This is a genomic window from Streptomyces sp. CS113 (assembly GCF_002188365.1).
GTDB lineage: Bacteria > Actinomycetota > Actinomycetes > Streptomycetales > Streptomycetaceae > Streptomyces > Streptomyces tendae.
This window is the reverse complement of sequence record NZ_KZ195574.1, coordinates 8,587,792-8,604,902: the sequence shown is the minus strand read 5'-3', so window position 1 is coordinate 8,604,902 and position 17,111 is coordinate 8,587,792. Positions and strand designations below refer to the sequence as shown.

Here is a 17,111-nt window from a genome sequence, read left to right as displayed (position 1 = left end):
ATGCGACAACACCGAGACGCGCTGCGGGGCGACACGAGCAGGGCCGTCCTCCTCGACTCGTTCGGCGGCCCGGAGGCCCTCGCTCTCAGGGAGGTGGCCCGCCCCCGGGCGGGCGACGGGCAGATCCGTGTCCGTGTGACGGCAGCCGGGCTCAACCCGATGGACTGGTTGGTGACCGCCGACGCCGAGACCGCGGCGCGGTTCGGTCTGAGCCTGCCCTGCGGGTTCGGGACCGACTACGCCGGAACCGTGGACCAGGTCGGCTCCGGCGTGAGCGGCTACGCGGTGGGAGACCGCGTGTTCGGGGCGGCCCTGTCCAGGGCGGTCGCCGACCACGTCGTCGTCGACGCGGACGGGAACATCGCCAAGGGCATCGCCCACCACACCCCGGACGGCGTCGACGACCGCACCGCCGCCACACTCGCGATCGCGGGCAGTACCGCGTGCGCCGCCCTCGACGTGCTCGGCCTCGGCCCCGGCGACACGGTGCTGGTCGGCGGCGCGGGCGGTGGGGTCGGCGTGTTCGCGGTCCAGCTCGCGCGGATCGCGGGCGCGCGCGTCATCGGGACCGGCTCGCCGTCGTCGGCGGAGTACCTGCGAAGCCTCGGGGCCGAACCGGTCGCGTACGGCGAGGGCCTGGCCGACCGGGTGCGGGACCTCGGTGCGGGCACTGTCACCGCGGCCCTGGACCTGCACGGCACGGAAACGGTGCACGTCGCGCGCGAGTTGGGGGTCCCTGACGACCGCATCTGCACCATCGCGGGCCAGGTCGACGGCGTTCCTGCCGCCAACGGCGCCAACGCCGCTCCCGACGCCCTGGAGAACATCGCGCGCCTCGTCGCGGCAGGCGGCCTGCGGGTACCCCTGGACGCGACCTACCCCGTCGAGGACATCCGCGCGGCAGTCGAGGCCCAGGCGGCCCGCCACGTCCGCGGCAAGGTCGTCATCGACCTCACCTCTCCACCCCGACCCCTGTAGCGCGCCGGAGGCAGCGGGGGTCGGCTCAGCCCGCGCGGCAGCGCGCAGGAGGTGCCGGCCCCCTCCCCCGGAACGCGACGCGCTGGTCGTCGAATTGGGCAGCCATTCCCTGTTCGCGACCCGGTCCCCCCGGTACGCGACGTGCAGACGCGATCTGGTCGGCCTCGGCGAACCGCCGGTCCGGCCGGCGTGGAGCGTGAGCCCAGGTCACACGCCATGTGACGTTTGTCACGGGCCTGATCCGCAACGGCACGCCCGGCCATTCGGTCCTCGACAGTGTGTTCCGCTTGCCGGAGCCACTGTCGTCCCTGCGCGCTCGTCGGCCGGAGTGCGGCGAAGGCATGATGCGCCGTCACGGTCCGAGCGCGAGGCCGGTTCACCGTCGTCTCACCGCTCTGGATTGCCTGCATGGATCTTCGCATCAGCATCGTCGTCCCGGTCCACGGCGTCGAGGCCCTGTTGCCCGAGTGTCTGGACTCCCTGCTCGCACAGAGCGGCGCGGAACTCGAGCTCATAGCCGTCGACGACGCCTCACCCGACGGGTGCGCCGCGATCCTGGACGCCTACGCGGCGCGGGACGAGCGCCTGCGGGTGGTGCACCTGGCAGCGAACAGGGGCCTGGGAGGCGCACGGAAGGCCGGCCTGGAGCAGGCGACCGGCGACTACGTGTGGTTCGTCGACGGTGACGACCGGCTGATGGACGGTGCGGTCGAGGCGGTCGCGCAGCGGCTCGCGCAGGTGCGCCCCGATGTCCTGGTGACGGACTTCGTGCGCGGTTATCCCGACGGCCGGGTGGAGCCGAACACCTGGCGGCGCCAGATCGCGGATCCGCCGCCGCCGGAGGTGTTCACCCTGGCCGAGAAGCCGCAACTGCTGAACATGATCATGTCGGTGTGGAACAAGGTGGTCCGGCGGGAGTACTTACTCACCCTCGGCGTCGAATTCGGCGACGGCTACTACGAGGACATCTCTGTCACGTACCCGTTGCTGCTGGCCGCCGAACGGATCAGTTACCTCGACCGCCCCTGCTACTACTACCGCCGCGAGCGCGAAGGCGCCATCACCCACAGCAGCTCGCCCAAGCACCTCGACGCGTTCGGTCAGTACGACCGGATATTCGACTTCATCGACGCGTCCGAAGGACGCACTGCCCCCGGGTTGCGCCGCCGGGTCTTCGACCGCACCGTCCTGCACGGCGTCACCGTCTACCGGACTCCGGGTCTGGTCCCCGGCGGTCTGCGCGGAGCGTTCTTCGACCGTCTGACCGGCCACTTCCGCGATCACCGACCGGACGGCTACTCCTTCCCGGGCGGTGTGCGCGGCCTTCAGTACCGCTGCGTGGCACGCGGCGCCCGCGGGGCCTTCCACCGCATGGACGACGTCAACCGGCTGCGCACCCTGGCCCGCGGCGTACCGGCGCGGGCCAGAAGGGCCGTACGCGGTCTGCTGGGCGTTGCGCGACGCGGCGCCTACCGGGCATTCCTCCGCCTGCCGATGAACGAGAACCTCGCCGTCTACGCCGCTTACTGGTACCGCGGATACGCGTGCAGTCCCGCGGCCGTCTACGAGAAGGCGAGGGAACTGGCCCCGTCCGTGCGGGGCGTGTGGGTCGTGGCCGACAAGGCCGCCGGAGCGGCGCTGCCCGAGGGCGTGGACTGGGTCGTCGCGAACACCCTGCCCTACCTCAGGGTGATGGCAACCGCCAAGTACCTCGTGAACAACGTCAATTTCCCGCACACCATGACCAAGCGGGCCGGCTCGGTCCATGTGCAGACACAGCACGGTACGCCCCTCAAGCACATGGGCCTCGACCTGAAGGGCAGTCCCAGCGCCGGTGACATGGACTTCGAGCGGCTCCTGGAGCACGTGGGCCGCTGGGACTACCTCGTCACCCCGAACCCGCACACCACGACCGCCTTCGCCGGCGCCTACCCGGGGCGTTACGAGGTGCTGGAGACGGGCTACCCGCGCAACGACCGCCTGGCCGCGGCCACCGCACAGGACCGCGAGACCGCTCGCGCGGCGCTGGGCGTACGCGAGGGCAGCCGGGTTCTCCTGTGGGCGCCGACGCACCGGGACGGCGTGACACCGTCCCGGCGTACGGAGGAGCTGACCGCTCTCGCCCGCGAACTGGGCGACGCCTACACGCTGTTGGTACGCCGCCACTACCTGGAGACCGACACGGGGATCCCGCCGGTCGACCAGGGTGCGCGCATCCTGGACGTGTCGGGGCATCCGTCGGTCGAGGAGTTGTGCCTGGCCGCCGACCTGCTCGTGACCGACTACTCGTCGCTGATGTTCGACTTCGCGGTGCTGGCCGACCGCCCCATCGTGCTGTACGTCCCGGACTGGGAACGCTACCGCAGGGAGCGTGGCGTCTACTTCGACCTGCTCGCCGCGCCACCCGGCGTGGTCGCCACGACGGTGCCCGAACTCGCGCACGCGATCAGCAGCGGCAGGACCGGGGAGGCCGAGGCGACCCGTCTGCGCCGGGCGTTCCGGGAACGGTTCTGTCCGCACGACGACGGGCGGGCGTCCGAACGCGTCGTGCGCCGCGTGTTTCCGGTGGCCTGACGCGGCGCGGGTCCTCCGCACCTCGCAGCAGCACGTCCGGACGGGCGACGTCAGTCTTCGCGCACGAGGAAGCTCTGCGCGGACTCACGGAAGTGGGCGACGAGCGGGTTGGCGTCCGCGCGGCGCGTGGCGACCACCACCTGGCAGGGTTCGACTCCCTCGACGGGGACGGTGGCGAGGTCGCCGCGGAGTGTGACGCGACGGTCGTCGGCCGGCACGAGGGCGATGGCCCGGCCGTCGGCGACGGCTTCGAGCTTGTCCTCGAACGTGTCCACCAGCATGGGACCGAGTGGAGCCGGGCTGCCGTCCGGACGCGGGTCGAGCCGCCAGAACCCGGTCCACTGCGCCGCCATGCCGGCGCAGGCCACGAGGGGCTCGTCGGCGAAGTCGCCCGGGGTGACCGACTCCTTCCCGGCGAGCCGGTGGGCCGCGGGCATCAGCAGAGCCCGGGGTTCGTCGTACAGGACGGTCACGTCCAGACCGTCGTCCGGGATCGGCAGCGGTGTGCGGACGACCAGCGCGTCGATCCGGCCCTCGGGCAGGGCGCGGGCTTCGTCCCAGTCCAGGTGGCGGGTGCGGACGTGGGCGTCGGGGTGACGGCGCCGCAGGTCCCGCACCGCGGGGGTGATGACGAGGTCCTCGACGTATCCGACGGTGACCGTACGCGGCGGGGCGGCGGCGCGGGCGCTGAGCACCGCCCGGTGAGCCGTGTGCAGGAGCGTCTGTGCCTGCGGGAGGAAGGCCGCGCCGGCCGCGGTGAGGCGGCTGCCCTGGCTGGTGCGCTCCAGCAGGCGCACCCCCAGAGCGTCCTCCAGCCGCTGGATCTGGCGGCTCAGGGAGGGCTGGGCGACGTGCAGTGCCGCGGCGGCCCGGGCGTAGTGCAGATGCTCGGCGACGACGGTGAAGTACCGCACCAGTCTCAGATCCAGGTCGGGGCCGGAACGGGGCGACGTGGTGGGCGGCTCTTCGTCGGACATACCGGCAGCGTACCCGTGATGCAGCTCCTGCATCACGGGGTGCGGAACGGGTCTTGGACGCCCGGTTCGGACGGTTGTTGACTCGTTGGTGTCCGGCAGGGAGGGACCGCTCGGACGGAACCAACAGCCGTTGTCTCAGAGGGAGTGTGTGTCCGACATGGGCAAGTACGAAGGCAAGCGTGTGGTGATCACCGGTGGCAGCAGCGGTTTCGGACTGGCCACCGCGCATCTGCTCGTGGACGAAGGGGCACGTGTGCTGATCACCGGACGCAATCAGGCCGCTCTGGACGCCGCCCGCGACCGGCTCGGCCAGAGGGCGGTCGCGGTCCGCAGCGACGCCGCGTCGCTGCCCGACATCGACGCGCTGGCCGACCGGGTGAAGGCCGAGTTCGGCACGGTCGACGCGTTGTTCGCCAACGCCGGCGTCAACGGCTTCGCGCCGTTCGAGGCGACCAGCGAGGAACTCTTCGACCAACTGCTGACCGTCAACGCCAAGGGCCCCTACTTCACGGTGCAGAAGCTCGCTCCGCTCCTGGCGGAGGGCAGCGGCGTCGTACTCACCACATCCGTGGCGAACGTACTGGGACTTCCCATGCTCAGCGCGTACGCGGCCGGCAAGGCGGCGCTGCGCTCCATGACCCGCAGCCTGGCCCGGGAACTGCTCCCCCGCAAGATCCGCGTCAACGCGGTCAGCCCCGGCCCGATCGACTCCGGAATCCTGGAGAAGTCGATGCCCCGGGAAGCGGCCGATCAGGCCAAGGCACAGATGGCGGCCGACAACCCCATGCTCCGGATGGGCACGCCCCTCGAAGTCGCCCGGACCGTGCTGTTTCTCGCCTTCGACGCCACCTACACCACCGGCGCCGAACTCGCCGTGGACGGCGGCGGCTCCCAACTCTGACCGTCCGGCAAGCGCGGCATCCTCGTCGTGTTCTCCCCACTCGGGGCGGAACCGGGCCGCTCGCAGAGGGACTGCGAGCGGCCCGGCCGGTGGGGTGTCAGACCCTCATGGACTCCTTGCGGTCGTCGTCGCCGGACGTGTCGTGGGGGGCCGGCACGCGCCTCGTGAGTGCCTCGCCCTCGACGTCGACGCGTGGGAGCAGCCGGTCGAGCCGGCCCGGCAGCCACCAGGCGCGCTTTCCGAGCAGGGCCAGGACGGCCGGCACGAACGCCATACGGACGACGAAGGCGTCGAAGAAGACGGCACTGGCCAGGCCGAAGCCGGCCATCTTGACCATGGACTCGCCGCCCGTCATGAAGCCGCCGAACACCGCCATCATGATCAGTGCCGCCGCCGCGACGACCCGGGCACTGTGCCGGAAGCCGGTGACGACGGCCTGGCCCGGCTGCTCGCCGTGGATGTGGGCCTCACGGATCCGGGAGACGAGGAACACCTGGTAGTCCATGGCGAGGCCGAAGACGATGCCCACCAGGAAGATGGGCATCGTGCTCATGATCGGGCCGGTCTCCTCGACACCGAAGAAGCCCGCCCCGTGGCCCTCCTGGAAGACCGTGACGATGGCGCCGAGGGCCGCGCCCACGGACAGCAGGAAGCCGAGTGCGGCCTTGACGGGCACGAGGATCGAGCGGAAGACCACCATCAGGAGGAGGAAGGCGAGGCCGACGACGACCGCGAGGTAGGGGACCAGGGCGTCCTGCATCTTCCGGCCCACGTCGATGTTCAGCGCGGTGGTGCCGGTGACCTGGAACTCGGCACCGGTGGCCGACTCGATCGCGGGACGCTCGTTCCGGATGGTGCGCACCAGGTCCTGCGTCTGCTCGCTGGCGGGCCCGGTCGAGGGGACCGCGGAGACGACCGCGGTGTCCTTCGCCTCGTTGAAGTGCGGCGGTGAGACGGAGACGATTCCCTCGGTGCCGGCGAGACGGTCGGCCACGCCGGTCACGGCGGCTGCCGGGTCGTCGGCGCCCTTGACGTCGACGACCACGGTCAGCGGACCGTTGAAGCCCGGTCCGAATCCGTCGGCGAGAGCATCGTAGGCGCGGCGTTCCGTGGTCGTGGTCGGCTTGGACTCGGCGCCCGGCATGCCCATCCGCAGGTTCAGCGACGGTACGGCGAGCGCGCCGAGGCCGGCAACGGTCAGCAGCAGCACCGCCACCGGCCGTCGGGTCACGAACCTTGCCCAGCGCACACCCCAGGGTGTCCTGGCCGTGCCGGCCGGGGTTGCCTCCTTCCTGTTATTGCCGAAGCGGCCCGGGCGCCTGGTGCGGGTGCGCCGGCGGCCCTTGCGGTCCCGACGCGAGAGAACGGCGTCGGGCCAGAAGCCCAGGAGCGCCGGCACCGCGGTCAGGGCGATCAGGACGCCGACCAGGACGGTCCCGGCGGAGCCGACTCCCATCTTGGTGAGGGTGGGAACGCCGACCACGGAGAGGCCCAGCAGGGCGATGACGACGGTGAGCCCGGCGAAGACGACCGCGCTGCCGGCCGTGCCCACGGCCAGGGCGGCCGCCTCCTGCGCCTGGTGGCCCTTGGCCCGTTCCTCGCGGTAGCGGGACACGACGAACAGGGAGTAGTCGATACCGACGGCGAGACCGAGCATCATCGCCAGTTCGCCGACCGTGGAGGAGAACCCGAGGGCGCTTCCCAGCGCTGTGATCGCGGCCAGGCTGATGCCCACGCCGAGAACCGCGGTGAGCAGCGGCAGACCGGCGGCGGCGAGCGAGCCGAAGGTGATGAGCAGCACCACCGCGGCCACGAGGATGCCGAGGACTTCGCCGATGCCCTGGGCCGGCTCGGTCTCCAGTGCGGAGCCGCCGACCTCCACGGTCAGCCCGTTGTCCCGGGCCTGCTCGACCGCCGCGGTCAGTGCCTCCTTGCCGGCTTCGGAGAGGTCGTCGGCCGTGGTCCTGTAGGTGATGGTGGCGTACGCCGTGGAGCCGTCCTCGCTGACCGCGCGGGTGTCGAAGGGGCTGGTGGCCTCGGCGACCTGCGGCCCGTCGGCGACCGCGTCGACGAGGGTGTCGATGGCCGATCGGTTGGCCGTGGACGTGACCCGCTGCCCGCCCTCGGCGACGAAGACGACACGGGCTTGCGCCCCGTCCGCCTCGGTGCCGGGGAAGCGTTCGTCGAGCAGGTCGAACGCCTGCTGGGACTCGATCCCCGGCAGGGACGACGAGTCCTCGGGTGCCTCCGAGGAGTTGACCGCGCCGAGGAACACGGCGGCCAGGACCGCCACCCACACCAGCACCACGGTGCGGCGCCTTCGGAAGGCCCAGTGGGCCACCCGATGCAGGAAAGTTGCCATGAAGGGACATCTCCAATTCTGAGGATCGGGAACACTCGGTCTCCCGCACGGGGCGTCTCACCCCTGGCCCCGGGGCGTCGGCAGCCCGGGACAGGCATGCCGAGGTGTCCGCGAGACCGACGAGAGGGTCTTCGGTGGTGTCGGGGTGGTGCGGTGGGGGGGCTTCAGCTACCGGTGTCGGTGTGCAGCGGCAGCAGGATGCGGAAGGTGGCTCCCTGGCCGGGGGCGGTACGGACGTCCACGCGGCCGTGGTGAGCGGTCACCAGGGAGTGGACGATGGACAGGCCGAGCCCGGCGCCTCCGCTGTGAGTGCGGGTTCGGGCGGTGTCCGCGCGGTAGAAGCGGTCGAAGACATGGGTGGCCTGCTCGGCCGTCATTCCTGGTCCCTCGTCGCTCAGCTCGAGGACCGCCCGGTCTCCCAGCGTCCCCACCCCGATGCGTACCGGTGTGCCGGACGGGGTGTGGGCGATGGCGTTGCCGACGAGGTTGGAGGTCACCTGGCGCAGACGGGACTCGTCGCCGAGTACCGGGGCGACACCGGGCGGGCCGCCGTCCGGGCCGGTGAGGGTGACGGGACGCTCGGGAGCCAGCGCCCGCAGGTCGTGCAGCGCGTCGGCGGCCAGTGACCGCAGGTCCATCGGGGTGATCTGGAGCGGCAGGTGCGCGTCGGCGGTCGGTTCCTCGGCGAGCCGGGCGAGCAGCAGCAGGTCCTCCACGAGGCGCACGAGCCGGGCCGCCTCGTGCTCGATCCGGCTCATCGCGGAGTCGACGTCCTCGCGTCGCGGCATGCCGCCCATCCGGTAGAGCTCGGTGAAGCCCTTGATGCCGAACAGGGGGGTACGCAGTTCGTGGCTGGCGTCCGCGATGAAGGTGCGCATGCGTTCGTTGGTGGCGGCGCGGGCGGCGTCGCCGGCTTCGATCCGGTCCAGCATGCCGTTGAGCGCCGCGGACAGCCGGCCGAGTTCGGTGCGGGTGGTGACCGGTCGGGGGACACGACGGGTGAGGTCGCCGCCCGCGATGGCCGCCGCGGTCGTCTCGATGCGCCGCAGCGGTCCGAGACCGGCCCGCAGCGCGAACCAGGCGACGACACCCAGCAGGACGAGAACGAGGGAGTCGATCACCAGCATCCACACGCCCAGATGCCGCATCGTCGAACGGACCTCCGCCAGCGAACCGGCCACGACCACACTGCCGTTGTCCGCGGCCGGGCCGGCCACCGGCGTCCCTGCGGGGCGCAGCGGCATGGCGACAACCCGCCACTCGCCGTCGTCCTCGGCCGGGACCGTGAAGGGGCGACCGTCGCGGGCCGCGACCGCCTCGGAGTCGAGCGCGGAGAGCTCCGGGGGGACGCTCTCCGTGGCCAGGCGCAGCGTGCGCCTGGCCCGGCCGTCGGCGTCGAGGTACGCCACCTGGACATCGCCGACCAGCTCGCGCTCCGCCGTGTCGGGCGCCACCGAGGGCGTCCCGTCCGGCGCGTCGGCGGGGACCGGCAGCCGCGCGGCCGCGGTGGTGATGGTGCGCAGACGGTCGTCCAGCTGCTGCGTCAGTTGCCGTTGCAGCAGGGTGACGAGCAGGGCGTTGCTCGTCAGCAGGGCGGCGACGACCAGCAGCAGGCTGATGGTCACGACCCGTCCGCGCAGCGACACCCGGCCGAGGGACCAGCGCGAGGCCGTGGCGCTCATGCGCGTGGCCTGCGCAGGACGTAGCCCGTGCCGCGCACGGTGTGGATCAGCTTCGGCTCCCGGGTGTCGATCTTGCGGCGCAGATAGCTGATGTAGGAGGCGACGATGGAGTCGTCGCCGTTGAAGTCGAAGTGCCACACCTGGTCCAGGAGCTGCTCCCTGGACAGGACCTGCCCGGCGTTCTCCATCAGCACCCGGAGCAGACTGAACTCGGTCGGGGACAGTTGCACCTGTCGGCCGCTCCGGGTCACCTGATGACTGCCCGGATCGAGTTCCAGGTCGTCCACGACCAGGAGACCGTCCGCGCGGCGGCCGCTGGTGCGGCGCAGCACGGCCTGGATGCGCAGCACCAGTTCCTCGAGGTTGAAGGGCTTGGTGACGTAGTCGTCCCCGCCCGCGCGCAGGCCGCTGATGCGGTCCTCGGCGGCGTCCCGGGCGGTCAGGAAGAGGATCGGCGGGTGTGTGCCGTGTCGGTCGGCGGGATGTTCTCGCAGGCGGCGGGCCACCTCGAAGCCGTCGAAGTCGGGCAGCATCACGTCCAGGACGATCAGGTCGGGCCGCTCCTCGCGGACCGCGTGGAGGGCCTGCGCGCCCGTTTCGGCCGGGACCACCTCGAAACCCGCCAGGTGCAGGCTGGCGGACAGCAGCTCACGCAGCGTGGGCTCGTCCTCCACCAGCAGCAGTCGTTGTCTCACCGTCATGGCACCCGTCCCCGGTCGGTGGCCTTCTGCCTTCACTGTCGCGCCCCGCTAGGCGTCGCGCTTGCGGAAGACGGCATGGGCCGCCCCCATCATGACGGCCACGCACCCGGCCATGACGCCCAGCCCCGCCCACGGGGTGAGCAGGTCCGGGTCCTGGTAGGAGGTGATGATCTGCCCCCCGGCGATCGGCGGCCAGTACGTCGTCACCCAGTCGCCGAGCCCGCCGGGCAGCGCCGGGGCGAACGGCTGGACGATGAGCATCACTCCGAACAGCGTGGTCACCGTCGCCGTGGTGGAGCGGATCACGGTGCCCAGGGCGAGTCCGAACAGCCCGGCCAGTGCGAGGTAGAGCCCTCCGCCGAAGATGCCTCGCAGTGCTCCTCCGTCGGACAGCGCCAGATGCGGAGCGCCCGCCCCGGACAGAGCCGCCTGCCCGATCAGGAACCCGGTCAACGAGACCACCAGCCCGGTCGGGAACGCCACGGCCACCAGCACCACGGCCTTGGAGGTCAGCACCCGCCCGCGGTGCGGAACGGAGGCGAGGGTGGAGACGATCGTGCGCGCGCCGTACTCCGAGGTGATGACCAGACCGCCCAGCAGGCCCAGGGTGATCTGCGCGATCAGGTAGCCCCGCAGGCTGGTGGCCAGCGGATCGAAGACGGCCTGGTCCGCGGGGCTCAGGCCCGCGAACTCGTCACCCGCCGACGAGCCGTTCAGCGCGGCGAGCCCGGCGCAGAAGGCCAGGGTGCCGAGCAGCACGTAGAGCGTCGACCGCATCGTGCGGATCTTGATCCACTCGGCGTGCAGACAGTGTGCGAAGGTCGCCGCCCCGCCCGCCTCGCGCTCGCGGCGCGGAACCGCCCGGAGCCGCCGGGCGGGCAGCCGCCCGGGCCTGAACCTCGTGGGCGCGGATTCCGGGCGCACGGTGGTCTGCCTCATCGGCCCGTCTCCTTCTCCGGTTCCGTCCGCTCCGTGCGGTACTCCACGGCCTCGCTGGTCAAGTCCATGAACACCTTCTCCAGGGACACCTGGCGCGGGGTGAGTTCATGCAGCTCCACGCCGCTCACCGACGCCAGCGCGCCGATCTCCGCGGCTTCCAGCCCGCTCACGACCAGCGTGTCGCGGTCCTCGACCCGTACCTCGACGGCACTGGCCAGCAGCTCTCGCAGCACCTCGGCCTGCGGGGTGCGGACCAGCACCTCGCGTTCGGAGTGCGCGGTGATGAAGTCCTTCATGGTCATGTCGGCGATCAGCATTCCGCGGCCGATCACGATGAGGTGGTCGGCGGTGAGCTCCGTCTCGCTCATCAGATGGCTGGACATCAGCACGGCGCGTCCCTCGGCCGCCATCCTCCGCATCAGCGAGCGGATCCACACGATGCCCTCCGGGTCCAGCCCGTTGAGCGGCTCGTCGAAGACCAGCACGGGAGGGTCTCCCAGCAGGGCGGCGGCGATGCCCAGCCGCTGGCGCATACCGAGGGAGTAGGTCCCCGCGCGGCGTCGGCCCACCTTCTCCAGGCCGACTTCCGCGAGCACCTCGTCCACCCGGGCCCGCGGGATGCCGTTGCCGGCGGCGAGCGCCATCAGATGGTGGAACGCGGTGCGGCTGGGCAGCACGGCGCCCGCATCCAGCAGGGCTCCGACCGCCTTCAGCGGCGCGGGCTGTGCCGAGTAGGGCCGCCCGGACACGGTCGCCGTACCGGACGTGGCGGCGTCCAGTCCCAGGATCATGCGCAAGGTCGTCGACTTGCCGGCGCCGTTGGGTCCCAGGAAGCCGGTCACTTCTCCGGGACGCACGGCGAAGGTCAACTCGTCCACGGCGACGACTTCGCCGTAGCGTTTGGTCAGACCTCGTACTTCGATCATCGCAACTCCCGACCCGGTGGTGCTGTGCGGGCGACGGTCACCCGCACGCCACCAATGTGGCCGCACAACCTGAGCCGCATCTGGACGAACATGAAAGCCTCGTCCGAGCCCCGGCCCTCTGACGTGGCCAAACACCGACGGCAGCGGCCGAAGGCCCCAGACTTCACATGAAACTCCCATGTGGCCCCGCTGCCGGCCGCCCGGGCGCTCCCGCACCACCCTCCCGTGCCGGGGAACACGTCGGCCGCGTGGGCCCGTTCAGACGGAGACCACGAGCTTTCCTCGGGTGTGTCCGCGCTCGGCACGCGTGTGGGCGTCGGAGATCCGCTTCAGGGGGGTAGGCCCGTTCGATGCGTACTGTCGGGCCTCAGCCGCGGTGCGGTGCGCCGGTGGTGAACCGGTCGAGCTGCTCGGCGGCGTCTCGCGCAAGATGCTCACGCAGGCACTCCGGCGGCCGGCCGGTGTCTGGCCCGAGCTGAACGGCCTGATCAGCAACGGACGTCATGCTCCCCGAGAACTTGACGTACCCCGCCTCGCTGAAGGTGGCTCACCGGAAGCCACTGGGGTGTCGGCGGACTCGGGGTGGGACAGTCCGGCTAGCAGCCGTAGTTTCTCGTCGCTGTCGCTGTCCTTGTCGGGGTAGTACACGACGAGGATGACGTCGTCGACGGGGAGTTTGTCGCGGTGGAGGCGCAGGTCGCCGACGACGGGGTGGTGGACGGTGGTGCTGCCCCCGTCGAGACCGCGGACGTCGTGACGGGCCCACAGGGTACGGAACCGCTGACTGGACAGTGCGAGTTCTCCGACGAGTTCGACGAACCGGGGGTTGTCGGTGTCGTCCCCGATGGTCGTGCGCAGGGCGGCGACGAAATCGGCGGTGGCCTTCGGCCAGTCCTGCTGGAACTCTTGTTCCTCCGGGTCGAGGAGAAGAGAGCGAAGCCGGTTCTCCCCAGGCCGCAGGCGGGGGGAGAGTGCGACGGCCATCGGGTTGGAGGCCAGGACGTCGAACGCGCGCCCTTCGACGAACGCGGGAATCGGAAGGTGGGCGAGCAGCTCGTGCACGCGTGCCGGCACGTGCTCGGGCCGCTTGCGCCGCGGCGCTCTGGGGCGTGCCGCGGTGAGGCCGAGCAGATACGTGCGTTCGACGTCGTCGAGCCGCAGGACGCGCGCGAGTGATTCGAGGACCTGCGGCGAGGGGTTCTTGTCACGACCGCGTTCCAGACGCAGGTAGTAGTCGGGACTGATTCCGGCGAGCAGAGCGACTTCCTCCCGGCGCAGACCGGGCACGCGGCGGTTGCCGCCGGGCGGGAGCCCTGCCTGGGCCGGGGTGATCAGCTCACGCCGGGCACGGAGGTAGTCGCCGAGCCGGTTGCCGGATTCGTCCTTCATACCGACACCGTAATGCGGTGCGTGGACGCGAGGGGGGCCCTGACAGGACCAGGGAAGACGGGGGAACTGCCACGTCCGCCGGACTCCCGCAAGGCTTACGGCACCACTGTTCGACGAGGACAGAGGACCTCACCGTCTGAACCACGGGGCTGCACTCCGTCGGAGCCCCGGACTGAAGGGAAGAGCTCGTGGACCTCTCCAACCGCACCGTTCTCATCGTTGGCGGAACCTCCGGCATCGGCCGAGAGCTGGCCGGCCGGTTCGCCGCCGCGGGCAGCATCGTGGCCGTCGCCGGCCGCAGTCCGAGAGCGCTCTCGGAACTCGCCGAAGAGGGCTTGGGCACCTTCGGTGTAGACGTCACCGACAGTTCTTCCGTCGCATCCTTGCGTGACGCCGCGCTCGCCCGGTATCCCGGGCTGGACACCGTGGTGACCATGTCGGGTGTCATGCTCCTGGAGGACCTGCGCGACCCCGCGCACTTCGAGGCGGCCGGCACGACGATCGACACCAACCTGCTCGGCACCATCCGGGTCATCGACGCCTTCACCCCTCACCTGGTCCGCCAGGGCGCCGGCACCTTCGTCACCGTCTCCTCCGGCATCGCCTTCCTGCCGTTCCCGCCCATGCCCAGCTACGCCGCTTCCAAGGCCGCGGTGCACGCGTACTCCGAGGCCCTGCGCGCGCAACTCGACGGCACCGGTGTGGGCGTCGTCGAGCTCGTCCCGCCGGCCGTCGCCACGGCGGGACAGGAAGAGGTGAATCCGCACGCGCTGCCGCTCGAGGACTTCGCCACCGAGGTCATGCGCCTGCTCGCACAGGACCCCACCCCGCACGAAATCCTCGTGAGGGGCGTCCTCACGCACCGCTGGGCCGAGCGCGACGGCACTTATCACGACCTCGTAGCCCAGCGCTCCCGTGCCCTGGCCATGCTCCCCGGCCGCACCGGCTGACGCTCTCCTCCCTGCGATCGCGCTCGGGCCAGCCAGGATGGCGCACGATATGAGCGCAGTTCCGGCCCTTCACGACGGGTGTCCGGGACACGAAGGACTTCCTGACGGCGGCTTGCGGCGCGGGCCGGGCGCGTCTCCGGGTCGTCGCCGCCGTCCGGCACGTCGACGAGCCCTTGACCGCGTCCGGCCCTTGCGGTGGTGCACGACAACGAAGCGTCGATCCGCCTACGCGGACAGCGCCCCGCTCTGTTCCGCCCTGCGGTGGCGCGCGCTCAGGCGGGAACCGGACTCGCGGCGGGCGGCGCGGCGCAGCAGCGGGACGGCGAGGAGGAAGCCGAGGACGGTCCAGGCGGTCAGGACGAGGGCGACCAGGGGCAGTTCCCAGGAGCCCGCCGCCTCGGCGGTTCGTGCCGCGTCCGGCAGCAGCGCCGCCCGCAGGCCCTGCGCCATCCACTTGAGCGGGAAGAGAGAGGCGACTTCCTGGACCGGCACGGGCAGGGAGGTGATCGGGAACACCGTCCCGGACGTGACCAGCAGTCCCATCACCGGCAGCATGATGAGTGCCAGCGCCTCGCGCGGGTTGGGCAACACGGCCCCGATCGCCGCTCCCAGCGGCACGACGGCGAGCAGCCCGAGCACCGTGACCCACAGCAGCGTCAGCCAGCCGGCCGGCCCGTGCGGCAGCGGCCCGTCCACGAACACGGCCGCCGACAGCAGGAGCAGCGCCAGCGTACCGAGCGCCGTGACGACCACCAGCACGCACTTGGCGACGAGGTAGGCCCGGATCCCGCCGGGCGTGGCGCGCAGCCGCAGCAGGGCGCCCTCCTCTCGCTCGGTCACGAGGATCTGCGGAAGGCTGACCAGCCCGATCTGGAACAGCAGGTAGGCGGCGAAGCCGGCCAGGACCAGATGGGCCATCGGCGTCCGGGTGCCGGGCACGTCGTCGCCGACGAATCCCGCGATGACCAGCGCGACGACCACGTTGGTCAGATGGCCGGACAGCTCCTTCGGACTGCGCAGCAGCTGACGCAGTTCGATGCCGCCGCGCCGGAGTCCGGCACGCCGGCGCCCCGTCATGTGTGTTCCCTTCATGCGGCCCGCCTCTCCCCCGCCGGGCCGTCGGCCGCCCGGTGCACCATGTGCAGGTAGGTGTCCTCCAGCGTCGGGCGGCGGACCTCCAGGCCGGGGATCGGCCCGTCCGTGTCCCGGTGGAGTTCCCAGACCAGCCGTGACGGGTCCGCCGTGCGTTCGCGCCGAGGCTTCCCGTCGTCGGCCGTCCAGCGGACCTCGGCCTCCGCGGCGGCCCGCCGGGCCAGTTCGGCCGGGGTGCCGCAGGCGCGGATACGGCCGCCGACCAGCATCGCGATCCGGTCGGCGAGCCTCTCCGCCTCCACCAGGTCGTGGGTGGTGAGCAGCACGGTGACGTCCTCCTCGCGTGCCAGCCGCTCGACGAGGAGGTGGAACTCGTGCCGCGCCTCGGGGTCGAACCCGGTGGTCGGCTCGTCCAGGAAGAGCAGTTCGGGGCGGCCGACGATGCCGAGTGCGACGTCCAGCCGCCGGCGCTGGCCGCCGGAGAGCCGGTTCACCTGCCGCCCGGCCTGCGCGTCGAGCCCGACCAGCGCCAGCAGCTCGGCCGGATCGCGCGGGTCGGGGTAGTACGTCGCGAAGTGCGTGAGCAGTTCGGCGACCCGCCAGCGGGGGTGGTCGCGCCAGGACTGCAAAACCAGCCCGATCCGGGCGCGCCAGCCGTCGGGACCCCGCTCCGGGTCGGTGCCGAGGACGCGGACGTCACCGGCGGTACGTCGTCGGAAGCCCTCCAGGATCTCGACGGTGGTGGTCTTCCCTGCGCCGTTGGGCCCCAGCAGGGCGAACACCTCACCGCGACGGATGTCCAGGTCGACGCCGCGCAGGACGTCGACACCGCCGTACGTCATGGTCACGCCCCGCGCCTGGACGACGCCCTGTTCGCACGTGTGCCGCCGCGTCACCGTGCCGCCTCCGACGGATGCGGGAGCGCCGGCGCCGGTGGGCCGGCGCCCTCGACGATGGCCCGGAGGGCCGCGACATGCCCTTCGAACGCATCGCGCCCCCGGTCCGTCAGCCGTACGTTCGTACGCCGCTTGCGGCCGCCGCCCTCCTTGCGGAGCTCCAGGTATCCGGCCTCCTCCAGCGTGTGGAGCTGCTTCGAGAGGGCGGAGTCGCTGAGCGAGAGGCTGTCGCGCACGAAGGCGAACTCGGCCCATTCGGTGGCGGCGAGCAGCGCGACCACCGACAGCCGGGTGGCGGGGTGGATCAGTTCGTCGAAGCCGGCGGGAACGCTCACCGGCCCGCCCCCTCGCCGACCGGCCTGCGGCCTCGGCCGCGCAGGGAACTCGTCGACCACCGGGTCACCGGTCCGACGAACAGGACGAACACGGACGCCGAGACCGTGGCCTGGATCAGCGCGCCCGTGATCGGCTCCAGCGGCTCGACCAGCCGGCCCGACAGCACGACCGTGCCGCCGGTCACCACGGCGCCCGAGACGAAGCTCGCGAACATCCGCCAGTCGCAGCGGGAGCGGTGCAGACGCACCCGGCTCCTGCGGTGCTGGGTCCGGGCCAGCGCGCCCAGCACCAGGAGGTACCCGGCGAGCGCCGGCCAGATGGCCCACGTGGACAGCTCGAGTCCGGTGACGAGCAGGAAGACCCACATGCTCGCGGCCGTCGCGTAGGTGGCGCCGGGCCCCCGGACGC

Annotated in this window: 15 protein-coding genes; 4 read left to right on the top strand and 11 right to left on the bottom strand. The window is 71.7% G+C overall.

Annotation, left to right across the window (positions count from 1 at the left end; translation table 11 throughout):
- Both B9W62_RS38890 and B9W62_RS38885 read left to right on the top strand, forming a co-directional pair.
- Entirely contained in the window at nt 1-978 is a 978-nt protein-coding gene (locus tag B9W62_RS38890; protein WP_087811595.1) for an NADP-dependent oxidoreductase, read from the top strand.
- Between the two features lie 408 nt (nt 979-1,386).
- Nucleotides 1,387-3,552 (top strand): bifunctional glycosyltransferase/CDP-glycerol:glycerophosphate glycerophosphotransferase, encoded by a 2,166-nt coding sequence (locus tag B9W62_RS38885; protein ID WP_087811594.1) that lies wholly within the window; start codon nt 1,387-1,389, stop codon nt 3,550-3,552.
- A gap of 50 nt (nt 3,553-3,602) precedes the next feature.
- On the opposite strand, the gene B9W62_RS38880 is transcribed toward B9W62_RS38885, so the two are convergent.
- Nucleotides 3,603-4,529, bottom strand: a complete 927-nt coding sequence (locus tag B9W62_RS38880) for a LysR family transcriptional regulator (protein ID WP_087811593.1) — start codon at nt 4,527-4,529, stop codon at nt 3,603-3,605.
- A gap of 157 nt (nt 4,530-4,686) precedes the next feature.
- On the opposite strand from B9W62_RS38880, the gene B9W62_RS38875 reads away from it, so the two are divergent.
- On the top strand, nt 4,687-5,430 hold the full coding sequence (locus tag B9W62_RS38875) for an SDR family oxidoreductase (RefSeq protein WP_087811592.1): 744 nt from the start codon (nt 4,687-4,689) through the stop codon (nt 5,428-5,430).
- Nucleotides 5,431-5,527: 97 nt separating this feature from the next.
- Here the strand turns inward: B9W62_RS38875 and B9W62_RS38870 are convergent, their stop codons facing one another.
- The 6 genes from B9W62_RS38870 to B9W62_RS38845 all read right to left on the bottom strand — a co-directional run bounded on the left by B9W62_RS38870 (nt 5,528) and on the right by B9W62_RS38845 (nt 13,429).
- The gene (locus B9W62_RS38870; protein WP_087811591.1) at nt 5,528-7,792 is read right to left on the bottom strand and encodes an MMPL family transporter; all 2,265 of its coding nucleotides are present in this window, start codon (nt 7,790-7,792) and stop codon (nt 5,528-5,530) included.
- Between the two features lie 164 nt (nt 7,793-7,956).
- The gene (locus B9W62_RS38865) at nt 7,957-9,474 is read right to left on the bottom strand and encodes a sensor histidine kinase (protein ID WP_087811590.1); all 1,518 of its coding nucleotides are present in this window, start codon (nt 9,472-9,474) and stop codon (nt 7,957-7,959) included.
- The gene (locus B9W62_RS38860) at nt 9,471-10,175 is read right to left on the bottom strand and encodes a response regulator transcription factor (RefSeq protein WP_087811589.1); all 705 of its coding nucleotides are present in this window, start codon (nt 10,173-10,175) and stop codon (nt 9,471-9,473) included. The genes B9W62_RS38865 and B9W62_RS38860 overlap by 4 nt, the downstream gene beginning before the upstream one ends.
- Before the next feature lie 48 nt (nt 10,176-10,223).
- Nucleotides 10,224-11,114 (bottom strand): ABC transporter permease, encoded by an 891-nt coding sequence (locus B9W62_RS38855; RefSeq protein ID WP_087811588.1) that lies wholly within the window; start codon nt 11,112-11,114, stop codon nt 10,224-10,226.
- Nucleotides 11,111-12,040: an ABC transporter ATP-binding protein gene (locus B9W62_RS38850; RefSeq protein ID WP_087811587.1), complete on the bottom strand. Its 930-nt coding sequence runs from the start codon at nt 12,038-12,040 to the stop codon at nt 11,111-11,113. Before B9W62_RS38850 ends, B9W62_RS38855 begins: the two co-directional genes overlap by 4 nt.
- 501 nt (nt 12,041-12,541) lie before the next feature.
- Nucleotides 12,542-13,429, bottom strand: coding sequence for a helix-turn-helix transcriptional regulator (locus tag B9W62_RS38845; RefSeq protein ID WP_087811586.1), 888 nt, complete (start codon nt 13,427-13,429; stop codon nt 12,542-12,544).
- 188 nt (nt 13,430-13,617) lie between these two features.
- On the opposite strand from B9W62_RS38845, the gene B9W62_RS38840 reads away from it, so the two are divergent.
- Nucleotides 13,618-14,379, top strand: a complete 762-nt coding sequence (locus B9W62_RS38840; protein WP_087811585.1) for an SDR family oxidoreductase — start codon at nt 13,618-13,620, stop codon at nt 14,377-14,379.
- Between the two features lie 225 nt (nt 14,380-14,604).
- On the opposite strand, the gene B9W62_RS38835 is transcribed toward B9W62_RS38840, so the two are convergent.
- The 4 genes from B9W62_RS38835 to B9W62_RS38820 are packed head-to-tail and all read right to left on the bottom strand — an operon-like array spanning nt 14,605 to nt 17,070.
- Nucleotides 14,605-15,471: an ABC transporter permease gene (locus tag B9W62_RS38835; RefSeq protein ID WP_256976733.1), complete on the bottom strand. Its 867-nt coding sequence runs from the start codon at nt 15,469-15,471 to the stop codon at nt 14,605-14,607.
- Complete coding sequence (locus tag B9W62_RS38830; protein WP_087812311.1) at nt 15,468-16,313, bottom strand: ABC transporter ATP-binding protein; 846 nt, start codon at nt 16,311-16,313, stop codon at nt 15,468-15,470. The genes B9W62_RS38835 and B9W62_RS38830 overlap by 4 nt, the downstream gene beginning before the upstream one ends.
- Nucleotides 16,314-16,363: 50 nt before the next feature.
- Nucleotides 16,364-16,702 carry a transcriptional regulator gene (locus B9W62_RS38825; RefSeq protein ID WP_087811583.1) on the bottom strand — a complete coding sequence of 113 codons (339 nt, stop codon included), beginning with the start codon at nt 16,700-16,702 and terminating at the stop codon, nt 16,364-16,366.
- Nucleotides 16,699-17,070 carry a hypothetical protein gene (locus B9W62_RS38820; RefSeq protein WP_306426471.1) on the bottom strand — a complete coding sequence of 124 codons (372 nt, stop codon included), beginning with the start codon at nt 17,068-17,070 and terminating at the stop codon, nt 16,699-16,701. The genes B9W62_RS38825 and B9W62_RS38820 overlap by 4 nt, the downstream gene beginning before the upstream one ends.
- Between the last annotated feature and the right edge of the window lie 41 nt (nt 17,071-17,111).

Bases quoted from the DNA above. Each gene is read 5' to 3' on its own strand.
- B9W62_RS38890 (WP_087811595.1), top strand. From the start codon at position 1: ATGCGACAACACCGAGACGCGCTGCGGGGCGACACGAGCAGGGCCGTC.
- B9W62_RS38885 (WP_087811594.1), top strand. From the start codon at position 1,387: ATGGATCTTCGCATCAGCATCGTCGTCCCGGTCCACGGCGTCGAGGCC.
- B9W62_RS38880 (WP_087811593.1), bottom strand. From the start codon at position 4,529: ATGTCCGACGAAGAGCCGCCCACCACGTCGCCCCGTTCCGGCCCCGAC.
- B9W62_RS38875 (WP_087811592.1), top strand. From the start codon at position 4,687: ATGGGCAAGTACGAAGGCAAGCGTGTGGTGATCACCGGTGGCAGCAGC.
- B9W62_RS38870 (WP_087811591.1), bottom strand. From the start codon at position 7,792: ATGGCAACTTTCCTGCATCGGGTGGCCCACTGGGCCTTCCGAAGGCGC.
- B9W62_RS38865 (WP_087811590.1), bottom strand. From the start codon at position 9,474: ATGAGCGCCACGGCCTCGCGCTGGTCCCTCGGCCGGGTGTCGCTGCGC.
- B9W62_RS38860 (WP_087811589.1), bottom strand. From the start codon at position 10,175: ATGACGGTGAGACAACGACTGCTGCTGGTGGAGGACGAGCCCACGCTG.
- B9W62_RS38855 (WP_087811588.1), bottom strand. From the start codon at position 11,114: ATGAGGCAGACCACCGTGCGCCCGGAATCCGCGCCCACGAGGTTCAGG.
- B9W62_RS38850 (WP_087811587.1), bottom strand. From the start codon at position 12,040: ATGATCGAAGTACGAGGTCTGACCAAACGCTACGGCGAAGTCGTCGCC.
- B9W62_RS38845 (WP_087811586.1), bottom strand. From the start codon at position 13,429: ATGAAGGACGAATCCGGCAACCGGCTCGGCGACTACCTCCGTGCCCGG.
- B9W62_RS38835 (WP_256976733.1), bottom strand. From the start codon at position 15,471: ATGAAGGGAACACACATGACGGGGCGCCGGCGTGCCGGACTCCGGCGC.
- B9W62_RS38830 (WP_087812311.1), bottom strand. From the start codon at position 16,313: ATGACGTACGGCGGTGTCGACGTCCTGCGCGGCGTCGACCTGGACATC.
- B9W62_RS38820 (WP_306426471.1), bottom strand. From the start codon at position 17,070: ATGTGGGTCTTCCTGCTCGTCACCGGACTCGAGCTGTCCACGTGGGCC.